Genomic DNA, 12,111 nt, shown 5'->3' on the forward strand with positions numbered 1-12,111 from the left:
GTGGGGCACGGGCGGTGGGCAGGCAGGGGAGAGGGGAGAGATCGCGCGGGGGTTCAGCTCGACGCCTCGTGGTCGGTCGGCGGGGCGCCGCGGGGGCCGGGAACGCCGCCGGGGGCCGGCGTGATCCCGTACTGCGCGGCCTGGGCGGCGAACATCCCCTGGTACAGGCCGTCCGTGATGGCCATCAGGTCCTCGTGGGTGCCGTCCTCGACGACACGTCCCCGGTCGAGGACGTAGATGTGGTCGGCGTGCATGGTCGCGGCGAGCCGGTGCGTGACGAGCACGACGGCGTGCCCCTCCTCGGCCAGGGACCACAACCCAGCGAACGCGGCGATCTCCGCATGCGGATCGAGGGCACTGGTCGGCTCGTCGACCAGCAGGAATGGCGCCTGCCGGTACCTGGTCCGCGCGGTCCCCAGCTTCTGCCACTGGCCTCCCGAGAGCTGGACACCGCGCTCGTAGCCCTTGAAGACGATCGAGTCCCAGCCGTGCGGCAGACCCTCGACCAGGTCGAGCACGTCCGCCTCACCGGCGGCTGCGCGGACATGGTCCATGTCCCGGGGGCGGTCGCCGACGCCGATGGCCACGTTCGCGGCCGCCGTCATCTCCCAGCGCGGAAAATCCTGCGCCAGCACCCCCACTTCGGCGAAGACCCGGGTGCGGTCCGCCTCACGCAGCTCGACCTGCTCGCCCGCCTCGCCCACCCACCACACGTCCCCCTCGGCGGGGAGCAGCAGTCCGGCCAGCACCTTCGTCAGGGTGGTTTTCCCCGACCCGTTCGCCCCCACCAACGCCGTCACCTTCCCCCGCGGCACGCGCACGCTCACCCCCTTCAGCGAGGGGCCGTCGGCTCCTGGGTAGGTGAAGGAGACCGCATGCGTGCGCACCTCCCGCACCGGGGCGGGCAGCGGAGCACCGGTGAGTGGGATCGCGTTCTCGCCCGCCACCTTGATCGCGTCCTCGGTGTCGGTGAGGAACAGCAGTTCCTCGTACAGCCGGTTGACCTGCTGCACCAGCGACGTGAGCCGCGCCGTCGACGTGCGGATGGCGATCACTGCGGTCCCGCCGACGGCGAGCGGCAGACCGCCGGTCGCCAGCAGCCACCACAGCACCCCGTAGCAGGCCAGCGACGCCACCCCGGCGAACGCGCCCGCGACCAGGTCCGTGGACGCCTGCGCTCGGGCCAGGCGACGCTGCTCGGCCTCCGTCTGCCTCGACATCTCCTCGTAGCTGGACAGCAGCTTCGTACCGGCGGCGTGCACTCGGAGCTCACCTGCGGCGTGCGGCCGGGTGAGGTAGGCCAGCAGGGAGGCGATCGCCCTGCGGTGGTCGACCCAGTTCAGCCGGGAGAGGTAGTCCCGGCGCGCGGAGCGCACCGCCCCCACCCCTTGGGCAGGGCGATCGCCAGCAGCATGGGAAGCAGTGCCCAGTCCAAGGGCTCACGGACGGCACTTTGGCCCGCTCACCGCTCACCGGGCTCTCGCTGCACGGAGCGACGGCCCTGGAAACGCTCCACATCCTGGAGGAGTGCGGTGGCCTTCGGGTCCTGAGCGTACGGGACATGCCCCGGCTCATGACCTTCTCCGCCCTCCCTTCCCTGCGTGAGCTCTCCCTCTCGCGGCTGCACTGGAGGGACCTTTCGCCTCTCGCCGGTCTCGGAGGGCTCCAGCACCTGCGGCTGGAGAACTTCGACGACCTGACGGACATCAGTACGCTGACCGGGCTGCCCGAGCTGTCCGAACTGCTCCTTGGACACCTGCATTCCTTTACTGAGCTTGGCCCCTTGCTGGACATCCCGTCGCTGCGGCGGCTGAACAAGTCTCCGCAGATGAACGCGGAGATCCTGATGGGCCGACGTGATCCTGTGCTGGTGGAACTCGCGAACCGTGAAGTCGCCATCGACCGGCGCTGAGGAACTCCGGTCGGCCGCGTGGCACACCTGGCCGGTTGCGGCTGCCCGCCCCGCCCCGCCGCGGGTCCCGGGCTGGTAACGCTGGGTGGGGGGTTTGTTGGTGTTCGGTGAGGCGGCTGGTCTGGGGTGTTGTGGGTTCGTTGAGAGGTGGAATTGGTGGTCTTGGTAGCTGGGTCGGCGTTTCTGAGCTGGGGTTATGTGTTCTGCGCTGAGGGCGGCTGGGTGTTGTGTGGGTAGTTCTGGCGTGTAAAGGCCCGGTTGGTTTTCGTGCTGGTCAGGGCTGTTTCGGCTGTCTGGTGGGTGGGTCTATCGGCTTCGGCGGGGGCGGTGGTGGGTTTCGGCGAGGTGGTCGAGCTGTACCGCGTCGAGTGATCGTTTGGTGATGCGTTCGGTGCCGTCGTGGATGGCGGTGATGGCGGCTTGGCGGATGAGCCTTGTGAGGGATCCGATGCGGCCTGCGGTGCGCTGGTGGAGGTATTGGGTGTGGCGGGGGAGGGTGCCGGGTTTGTGCTGTTGGAGGTCGAGGTGGTTTTCGATGTCGGTGATGACGTCGCGGAATGGGTGGCGTGTGCCGTAGCGGGCGGGGAGGGGGCCGCAGTCGATGAGGGTGGCGCGTCCGGCGAGTTGGGCGCCTCTGACGCCGGTGAAGAGGGGGGTGTCGGTGACGTTGATGCCGGCGTAGACGAATGTCGCGGGCAGGCGTTCGGTGAGGTCTTTGATGAGGTCGGCGGTTTGGGCGCCGGTGGTGGTGCGGGGGTTGAGGCGGTGGATCTCGTCGATCATCACGAGCTGGACGCCGGCCTGGGTGTAGGTGTGGCAGACGGCTTCGGTGATCTGGGTCTGGGTCATGCGGGTGGTGACGGGGATGCCGAGGTAGCGGGCGAATTCGGTGATGAGGGTTTTCGCGGTGGCGCCGGGCGGGACCAGAACATACGCGACGGGTACCGCGGCGTGCGCTGATCCCGGTGGCGGCGGGTTTTTGCGGGTGTGGGCGAGGTGGCAGGTACGCCCGACGTTCAGGAGCGCGGTCGTCTTCCCCGCGGCGGCGGGTCCGGTGACGATCAGTGAGGGCCGTGCGGTGGTCTGCTGGTGGCGGCCGAGGATCATCAGGGTGCGGACCTGGGTGGCCAGGGTGTGGATGGCGGGGGTGCGGATGGTGACGAAGCTGGAGTGGTAGGCCAGGCGTTCCTCGGTGCTGCGGGGCGGGTCGCCGGGCCGGGGAGGGGCGACGGGGGCGGTGGTGGCGAAGCGGTGCCAGCCCTGCCAGGTGGTCAGCGTCCACGACAGCTCGGCTCCGCCACTGCCGCCGGGACCGCCTTGTGTGCTGCTCGCGCTTGTCTGGCTGGGGTTCACCATGTGGCGGCTTCCTCGTGCGCGTTGTAGAGCCCGAATCCGGTGGCCGGGGCGGGGCTGTCGTCGTCGGGCAGGTTGTCGAGGTCGTCGATGCTGTCGTCGTTGCCTTCGTCGCTTTGCTGCGCTGGGCTGCCGGCGGGGGCTTCGGTGTCGTGGTCCACGTCGCGGGCTGGGGGGAGTGGGCGGTGGGCGGTGCGGGCCAGGAGTGCCCGTTCCGTTGTGGTGGCGTGGCCGCTGGTCACGCGGCGCATGAGCTGGTCGAGGGCGTCGGCGAGGGCGGCTTCGTGCTGCTGGGTGTCACTGTGGTTGCCGTCAACGGCCTGGGTGCGGATGTGCTGCCAGGTGCGTTCGTCGAAGGGCCGGTGGACGTGGTCGCGGTGGATCCACGGGATTTCGGTGAGTTCGCCGTCGGGGAGGCGGACCCAGATCTGGCGCACGTCGTGGGGGGTGTAGTGGATTTCCCATTTCCCGCCGCGTCCGGCGACGGGGGATGCCTGGCCGCGGTGCGGGGCGAGGAGGTCGGCGTCGTAGGTGCGGTGGTGGATGGTGATGCCGCCGGGGGTGATGGCCTGCCAGCGCACGGGGAGCAGTTCGAGGTAGTCGCGCCCGGTCAGCGGGACGGGGATGTGTCCGGTGACGGCGACGAGTGCGGCCCACATCTGGTTCGGGGTGAGTGCCTTCCTGGGCATCATCGGGTGGCGCAGCCCTTCGTGGGGCCGGTGGTGGTAGTGCACCAGCCACTCATCGAGCAGGTCCTGCATCTGGGCGACGCTGTAGCAGGCGTCCTTCTCGGTGTCGGGGCCGCGGCGGGTGACGTCGGATCCGGTGTAGCCGGGCAGGTGCTGGCAGAACAGGGCGTTGATGGAGCCGAAGGTCCGCTCGACGATGCCCTTCGCGGTGGGGGCGCGGGGCGGGGCGGGCTGGACGCTGATGCCGAGGCTCTCGCAGGCGGCGGTGAACGCGGCGGAGACGAAGACTTTCCCGCGGTCGACGACGATCGTCTCGGGCAGGACGACCGGCCGGGCCGCCGCACCTGCCAGACGCTCGTCCAGCGTGGCCAGCCGCTGGTGGGGGAGTGCGCGGGCGTGGTTCATGCGCAGGATGTCCGGCCAGGTCGGTCTGGCCGGGTGCGGGACCGCCATCTCCGCGAGCAGCAGGGCCGCGTCGACGGCTTTGGTCGCGCTGGGGCACAGCACGGCGGCCAGGATGGCGCGGGTGGCGACGTCGACGGCGATGGTCAGCTCGGGCCGGGCCAGGCGCCCGTCGTCGAAGAGGGCGAGGACATCGAGGCGGGTGGTGTCGATCTGGACCTGCTCGCCCGGCCGTAGCGCCATGGCGGGGGTGAAGGCCCGCCCCTCGACACTCGCGGGCACCTGGCGGACCGGACCGCTGGGCAGTTCGCCGGGGCGGGCGAGGGAGGTGACGAGCCGGTAGAGCGTGGCCCGGGACGGCATGGGCACCGTACCAGGGCCGTGCTGTTCCTGAAGGATCTGGTTGATGAGCGGGAACAGGCCGTTGATGGTGCCTTTGGAGCGCCCGCGCCGGCGGCGCAGCGCTTCACGGACGGCGGCGACGACCCGTTCGTCGGACCGCCCGGTAGGGCTGGAGGAGCGGGTGGTGCGGTGGTCCAGGAGTCCCCACAGGCCCTGCTTGCGATAAGCGAGCCGCATGCGCTGCACCGTGGTGCGCGACACCCGGCCGAACCCGAGCGCGGTCAGCTCCTCGGCCTTGGCCTGCTCTCGCTCGGCCAGCGTGTGCCGCTCTGGGTCGTACTGCTCCCGCACCGCTCCAGCACTGCTGGGCCCGCCGGGAAGGCCGCAGTCGACCTCCCGTACGTGCCGCTGCCAGGCCAGGGCCTTGTTCCGTGCCGCGGCGGGGGCGGTCTCGAACAGCCCCCACTGCGGGGCTGCCTGAGGTACATCGGCCCCGATGACGCTGAAGCCGGGATCGGCGAACAGGTACCCGGCGAGCACCGCCTCGCCGCCGCCGTCCGGGCCGACGAGGTGAATGGTTTGCCCGGACAGGGCGACCACCTGCCACTTCACACCGCGGAACCGGACCTGCGCCCCCACCTTCACCGATGGCCGGGCGTTGCGCCGCGCGGTCACCGAGCCCCTCCCGCCGCGCCCGGGCCGTTCCAGCCCGCGGGACCGACCAGGACGCGTCGTGCAGCGGTGTCTCCATGTCTGCCGTCACCCGCCCGTGCCACAGGGCGTGGAAGACCACTGGCAGCACCTCGATCGGGTCACCGACTGCTTCGACGCCCTCGATCAGCGGCCGTGGCCGAGCGAATGCCTCCGCCACCGCAGGCACCAGGCCGGGGCGGCGGGCGTTGCGGGGGTGGCGGTAGCCGGCCAGCCATTTCAGATTGGCGGCCGGTACGTCGTCGAGCGGCTCAAGACGCCGGTAGGTCCAGCCGATCTCCTCACACGCCGCGCTCACCGCTTCGGCGGCCTTCACCGCACGGTCGCCCCCGGCCTCCGGGTGGCTGGGGCACTCGGCCAGCAGACCCGTGCCGTCGCGGTACCGGGCGAACAGCTGCGGCACCCAGGAACGCACCCGGCCCCGCCCATCGCGCCACAGCAGCCGCACCGGACGTCCCGCGAGCCCGGTCACATCGGGGTCGCGGTCCAGGACCATCAGCTGGGTGCGCATCGCGTTCGAACCCGCGGCCACGTGCCGCCCGGTGGTCGCCGACCACCACAGACCCGGCCCCCAGCGGCGCCCCGGGATCACCGGGAACGCCGACACCGGTCGCAATTCCTCGAATCCCACCGTCAGGGCGGCGTCCGCCCACCGCTGCTGAACCGGCTGCCCCACCGGATCGAGGAACACCGCCTCGAACCCGATGCGATGATCCACGGCCACTCGCCTCGCCCGGCCCCCGGGCCGGGCGGCCTCTCCTGTGCTGATCACCCGCGTCAGCCAAGCCGCTCCCGACGATGAGCCTCGTCGTTTTCAGGGTTTCTGCCACAAAGGAGTGCTGTATCAGCTAACAGGCGATGCGCCCGGTCCTGCCTTGCTCTCAGCCGTCCTCTTCCTGCCCGCCTGCCGTCAGCATGCTCCTCAGTGTCCCGGGGGACATATCCGCCCACCGGGCCACCTCCTCCAACGGCACCCCGCCGTTCACCGCCGCCACCGCGGTCCGCTTCCAAGCCGCCTCGACCAGACCGGCACTGCGACCGAGGCCTTCCAGCAGCTGCCGGGCGACCTCGGCGGTCGGCCCGCTCTGAACGCCCCGCAGCTGCAGCAACTGCTCCTCGGCACTGCCGATGAGACTGCCGATCCGCATCCGCTGCTCGACCGGCACCACCGCCCGCCACATCGTCCCCGAACCGGGTGCCTTCTTCTCCTTGCCCAGCACCCGCAGCTGCCCCGCCATCGTCACCGGTTGATGTTCCCGGCGCAGCCACCAGGGGTCGTTGTCATATCCGGGAGGCCCACCGGCCCCGCGGCGCAGCCGGATCACGCTGCCCATCCACGCGATCAGCGGACCGCCATGGTCCGCCGCAGCCAGCGGCCCCAGCCAACCCCGCCCCACCCGCTCACCGAGCCGCCGGCAGAACAACCCGTCGACGGACAGCACTCGAGGCTGCCCGGCCCCGCTATCCACCCACACCAGCTCGCCCATGCCCGGATCCAGCAACGCATCGGCGACGGCCACCACCTCAGGGAAGACGACCGCGTCCCGCCCCACGATCCGCCACCACTCCAGATCACCCCCGGCATCACCGCCCGCGACCTGATGCAACCGCCGTGGCCAGACCTTCTCCCGCTCCCAGTGCAGGGCCTGCTCCCACCACCGGGCCACCACCGCGTGCGCCAACGCGAACACCCGCTCCGGCTCGGCCCCGGCCCGCACCGCACGCCGCGCCACCCCCGCCCACCGCCGCTGCGCCGCACCCACCTCCGGCAGACGCCGCAGATCCAGATGCTCGTGGTGCTGGTCGGCGTCCGCGTCAAGGAGCCACCGCCCGTGCCGGACACACACACGGTCCCACCGCGGGGCGTACAGCACCGCCCGCCCAGCCGTCCCCGTACGCCGGGCCGTGCACAGACGACAGCCGAACGCCACCGGCCCGGCGACCGCACCACCGATCCGCCACGCCGCCATCGGCTCCCCTGCATCCGCGGCCGACAGCCTGGCATCCTCCCGCCCCCAGGACGGCAACGCCCGACGCTGCACAGGCCTGCCAGGAGCTGCCGCCCCGCCGTGTTCAACAACACCTCGGCGTCTGCCCGCCCGCCCCCGCCGTCGTGCCGAGGCTGGTGGCTGCGCCACTTCCAGCAGGACCGCAACGCCGTCGCTTCGAGCCCGTAGCGGCCGGCGATGCGGCAGATCAGCGACGACGTCGTCTCTCTGTTCAGGGGAGCGGTGCGCAGGAAGCCAGGAGGAAGGGTCACTCCACCACGGTCTCGTGTCCGCCGATCAGGGAGGGCGTCTTCGCGGCAGTTCCTTTTCGGCTGACCCGACGACAGCGGGGCCGGACAGGATCACCCCGTCCGGGCCCGCTGCTGCTTCCGGCTGCTCACCGGCTGAGTCGGATGCGCGGCCCCCACACGAACTCGAGGTCGTCCAGGAAGACGGTCTCCAGTTCCTTCTCCCACTGGCCGCGCAGCAGGAACGGCATGGCCTCCATTCGCTCCACGATGACTAGGGTCTCGGGCTGTCCGATCAGCGCGTACCGGCCGTGCGAGGCGGGCTTACTGCCCGGCCCGTGCGTGCGCAGCATCTCCTCCAGGCGGGCGCGGTGTTTCTCCACGAACGCCTCCAGGCGCTCGATGTACCCCGCGCGTTCCTCGGGGCGCACCGCGCTCAGGGCGACGTCCAGGAAGTCACTGCCGTCCGGCCAGTGCCGCTCACCCGGCGCGGCCACGGCCCACGTGAACCGCTCCGCAGCCGCCAGGACGTCCTTCGCGTCCAGCTCCACGGCCGGGGCCGGGTCTTCCACCGGGGCCTCTGCCGGGGCGGGGGAGGGCGGCTGCTGGAGGTGGGTGAGCAGCATGGCGCTGGAGGCGGCGCGCCCGCGCCCCGCGTGGGCGGTGGTGTCGGCGATGCGCAGCAGGTAGCTGGCGACGTCGCGGACCCCGGCGAACCAGCCGTCCTCGAACCGCGGCTCGGACTTGTGCGGGGGGCTGCTCTCGGAGATCCAGGTGTGGGCGCCGGCCACTGCCCCGGCCTCCAGCTTCGCCATGATGTCGTCGGCCTGCTCGTGTCCGATCCCGGCGGCGGCCAGGGCCTGGAAGACGGTGAACCGCGCGCTCGTGGCCTCGTGCTGGTGGTGGCTGATGGCGGCCAGCTCCTGGCCGTACGCGTCGGCGTCGTGCTGCTCGGTGCTCACGGGGTGCCTCCCTTGTCTGTTCGGGTGCGGTTGGCGACCCAGTCCGGATCGCGTATGGGCACCGGCACCGTGGTGTCGGCGCCGGGGGTGCGCATGATGCGTCAGCTGGTGCGCGGCGCGGTGACGACGTGGACCAGGACGACGGCGGCCTGCCGTACGGTGCCGCCCCGGACCCACGCCCCGGCGTGGCGGACCTGATCGGCTGCCCAGTCGCCCGCGCGCCGCCAGGGGCGCAGCCGTCCGAGCAGATAGCCTGCCGCGAGCGCGGCGGCCGCGGTGACGACGATGCCCACCATCAGGACCACCGCATCCCGACCGTGGACAGCTGTTCCACCCGCTCCGGCGACAGCCCGGCGGCCCGGCTCCGCTGGTTGTTGACCCACGCCCCCAGCCGGTACTGGTCCTCCCGGCCGTCTTCGGTGAGCACGGTCTCTACGTGCTTGCGGGGGACCTTCAGGTGGCCCTCGCGCTTGTAGAACTGCTGGGCGGCGGTGAGGTTGGCATTCCACTTGTCGGCTTGCGTACGAGGCTGCTTCGGCTTCTCGTCCTCGCTGGCGGGTGTGATCCCGAGGATCTGCTCGCACATCCACTGCTGGACGGTGGTGAGCTGGTCCCAGCCCAGCCGCACCGACGTCACCCACCGTCCGAGATCCTCGCCCTGGCGCAAGACCTCACCCGCCCCGGTGGGCAGCGCCTCACCGGCGTCCAGGTGCATCCGCACGAGGTGGAAGGCGCGCTGCCAGGTCAGCGGCCAGCTTGGGCACCAGGAGGCGTCGATGTCCTCCAGCTGCTCGCGCCGCGTCTCCGACAGCGCCCCGGCCGACGACTGAACCGGTAGCCCCTCCGCGCGCCGCTGCTCGTTCTCGGCAGCTTTCCGGGCGGCGGCCCGCGCGTTCTTCAGCCAGATGCCCACCGGGGCGCCCTGGAAGGTGGCGTCCAGCGGCGCTAGGAGGTGCCCGTTCTCTTTGGCCCATCCGCGCGCGGCGGTCAGGCCCTCCTCCCAGGCGACGTCGAAGTGGGACCAGATCATGCCGAGCTTCTCCAACTGCGTGATGCGGTCCTCGTCCATGTCGCCGCGGGCGTAGAACCGGCGCGCGTCGGCGGTCCACTGTCCGAGCGGGAACCCGGCGAGCGAGGCCGGCCACCCGGTCTCTTCGGCCTCCTGGCCGTCGACGGCGGTGGGCACCCGGAACGTGAACGGCACCCGCAGGTCGCCGTGGGTGCGGGCGTAGATGACGGCGGCCTCGATGCCGCGCCTCCAGTGTTCGTGCTCAGGGTCGAGGACCCGCAGGTTGATGAACGTGGCGAGGGCGGCCGGGTCGCGAGGCGTGGAGAACTTCAGCAGGGCCTTGGCGGGGGCGCTGACGCCCCCCGAGCCCTCGCCGCTCCCGCCCGTGCTCTTCGCGCTGTCGTTCTTCCTGACGGGCTTGTAGTGGCTCGGGGCCTGCTGCTCCGCAAGGGTCTCCACGATCCTGGCGTCGTGCGCCCGCAGCGCCTCCAGCAGCTTCGCCAACCCGCCGAACGCCCGGCTGGTCAGCATGTTGTCCGCCGTCTCCCCGGGACCGAGCAGCACCGGCACGACCAGGCTGGCCATCTTCCCCTCGCCCGGCTGCATCCGCAGCGCCCGGCCGACGGCCTGGACCAGGTCGGGCATCGAGCCGCGCACGTCGGCCCAGTACACGGAGTCGCAGTTCTTGGTGTCGACGCCCTCGCCCAGGACCTTCACCGAGCACAGGAAGCACTTCTCCACCACGGTGCCGTCCGTGGCGACCCCGGCGGCGAACTCGCCCAGGAGCCGCCGCCGGTGGAGCGGCTTGTGGTCGCCGCACAGCCAGTCCGCCCAGATCGTCTTCGGATACAGCGCCGGGTCGGATGCGTGCAGCTGTGCCGCGACGTCCGGAAGGCCTGTCGCGAACGCCTCGGCCTCCTTCACGATGTGGTGGAAGACGAGTGTGCGTCGGAAGCTCTCCTCCGCGGACGCCTTCACCAGCGCGGTCTGGAGCGCGGCGAGCCGGGCCCCGCGGACCTCTGCCGAGCGGCCCTCCGCGCCCAGGAGCTGCGCGGCCTGGAGGGCGGTGTCGGTGACGTCCACGCACACGACCTGGTAGGGGGCACAGATTCCCCGGTCGATGGCCTCCGAGAGCGTCAGGGTGAAGCAGCGGCTGCCGAAGGGGCCCTCGGGGTCGTCTTCCATGCTCGCCACCAGCTCGCCCGGGGCGCCGGCCTCGTCCTCGTCCCCGAGCTGCCACAGCCGGGGCGTGGCCGTCATGTACAGGCGGCGCACGGCGGGGATCTTCAGGTTGTCGTGGACGACCGCCCACGGCTTCCCGATCCGGCCCGAAACCCGGTGGGCTTCGTCCACGACAATCAGGTCCCAGGCCGCGAGGCCCCCGGCGTGCGCCCGCTCCAGCGTGCCCAGACCGAGGCTGGCGTACGTGGCGTACACGGTGACCTTGTCCAGGCCCCGCGTCCACTCCACCAGCTCGTCCACGTCCGTGGTACTGGGGAAGGACACCTCCTCGCCCCGCAGCGAGGACACCCCGATCATCGGCCCCCGGCGCCCCCCCTCGCGCCACGCGGCCTCCGTCTGGGCGAGCAGATCCAGCGAGGGCACGAGCACCAGCACACGGCCCGCGTGGAGCTCCTCCGCGCTGCGGACCGCCACCCGGGTCTTCCCGGACCCGGTCGCCATGATCACCTGTGTCCGGAGCCCCCGCTCGGGCACAAGTGATCTTGCAGGCAATTCGAGGGCGCGCACGACCGCGTCAATGGCTTGTCGCTGGGCTGCCTCGCGCTGGTCAGCGCGGTGAGTGGTCGACATATCCATCTGCCTCTCATGGATGCCGTCCGGTCGACTGGAGCGGCGGGGAACGGGGAACCTGCACTCAGAGAGCCTGCGGAAAGCTAGGGTCGAACTGGCACGGTCGGTTTGTGACTCTGCCTCACCGATCACTGGTCGGGCCGTGTGGTGGATCTCGAAAACCTCTCGGAGCGCTCCGGGGTGGGATGCTCCGAGTCCAGAGTTTATCCCCCTCTCAAAAAAGAAACACACAGAATCTCAAAACCCCCTAACGTGGCCGAAAGCTGTCAGTCTTGCCTTATCGCAAGCCCCCCCGAGAGACCTTGACGGACCCTCAATCCGCGCCCCGCCCCGAGAGCCGGCCCCCGGCGCTTCCTCACCCGTCCCGACTGCCTGTCACCCCCTCCCTCTTGCCGCTGCTTGCGGTCCGAGCCACGCTGGGCGGGCCGCGCAGAGCGTGGCACGCCCAGCCCGCACGAGAGTTGAGAGCGTACCCGGGATGGCTGGAGCGCAGCGGAGGCCACGGGTCGGCCGGAGGCCGACCCGGCCCGCCTGCCCTGCGGTTGGGTGGCGGGCGCGGAGCGCGTGCCACCCAACGGTGAGCGGAGCGAGCCGCATCCGCTCCCGCGGAGCGGGAGCGGCCGGGAGCGCAGCGACCCGGCTCGCTTGCTTCGGGCGCCGCCCGAAGGGACCCGCTCCGCGGG

Annotated in this window: 8 protein-coding genes and 1 pseudogene; 1 reads left to right on the forward strand and 8 read right to left on the reverse strand. The window is 71.4% G+C overall.

What is annotated here, in order from left to right; translation table 11 throughout:
- Nucleotides 1-53 precede the first annotated feature (53 nt).
- The gene (locus ACIRRU_RS16405) at nucleotides 54-1,376 is read right to left on the reverse strand and encodes an ATP-binding cassette domain-containing protein (RefSeq protein ID WP_403680725.1); all 1,323 of its coding nucleotides are present in this window, start codon (nucleotides 1,374-1,376) and stop codon (nucleotides 54-56) included.
- 197 nt (nucleotides 1,377-1,573) lie between these two features.
- On the opposite strand from ACIRRU_RS16405, the gene ACIRRU_RS16410 reads away from it, so the two are divergent.
- The gene (locus tag ACIRRU_RS16410) at nucleotides 1,574-1,912 is read left to right on the forward strand and encodes a hypothetical protein (protein WP_403680727.1); all 339 of its coding nucleotides are present in this window, start codon (nucleotides 1,574-1,576) and stop codon (nucleotides 1,910-1,912) included.
- 306 nt (nucleotides 1,913-2,218) lie between these two features.
- Here the strand turns inward: ACIRRU_RS16410 and ACIRRU_RS16415 are convergent, their stop codons facing one another.
- From ACIRRU_RS16415 to ACIRRU_RS16445, 7 genes and pseudogenes are all read right to left on the reverse strand, one after another.
- Nucleotides 2,219-3,187 carry a TniB family NTP-binding protein gene (locus ACIRRU_RS16415; RefSeq protein ID WP_403680772.1) on the reverse strand — a complete coding sequence of 323 codons (969 nt, stop codon included), beginning with the start codon at nucleotides 3,185-3,187 and terminating at the stop codon, nucleotides 2,219-2,221.
- Between the two features lie 74 nt (nucleotides 3,188-3,261).
- Nucleotides 3,262-5,373, reverse strand: a complete 2,112-nt coding sequence (locus ACIRRU_RS16420) for a Mu transposase C-terminal domain-containing protein (RefSeq protein WP_403680730.1) — start codon at nucleotides 5,371-5,373, stop codon at nucleotides 3,262-3,264.
- A gap of 109 nt (nucleotides 5,374-5,482) precedes the next feature.
- Nucleotides 5,483-6,181, reverse strand: a pseudogene (locus tag ACIRRU_RS16425) (TnsA-like heteromeric transposase endonuclease subunit); the annotation flags it as partial.
- Nucleotides 6,182-6,290: 109 nt separating this feature from the next.
- Nucleotides 6,291-7,142, reverse strand: coding sequence for a DNA-binding protein (locus tag ACIRRU_RS16430; protein WP_403680732.1), 852 nt, complete (start codon nucleotides 7,140-7,142; stop codon nucleotides 6,291-6,293).
- A 652-nt stretch (nucleotides 7,143-7,794) separates the two neighbouring features.
- Nucleotides 7,795-8,607 (reverse strand): hypothetical protein, encoded by an 813-nt coding sequence (locus ACIRRU_RS16435; protein WP_403680735.1) that lies wholly within the window; start codon nucleotides 8,605-8,607, stop codon nucleotides 7,795-7,797.
- A 101-nt stretch (nucleotides 8,608-8,708) separates the two neighbouring features.
- On the reverse strand, nucleotides 8,709-8,903 hold the full coding sequence (locus tag ACIRRU_RS16440; protein WP_403680737.1) for a hypothetical protein: 195 nt from the start codon (nucleotides 8,901-8,903) through the stop codon (nucleotides 8,709-8,711).
- Entirely contained in the window at nucleotides 8,903-11,434 is a 2,532-nt protein-coding gene (locus ACIRRU_RS16445) for a Helicase associated domain protein (protein WP_403680740.1), read from the reverse strand. The genes ACIRRU_RS16440 and ACIRRU_RS16445 overlap by 1 nt, the downstream gene beginning before the upstream one ends.
- Nucleotides 11,435-12,111: the final 677 nt, after the last annotated feature.

Source organism: Streptomyces sp. NPDC101181, from assembly GCF_044767975.1.
GTDB lineage: Bacteria > Actinomycetota > Actinomycetes > Streptomycetales > Streptomycetaceae > Streptomyces.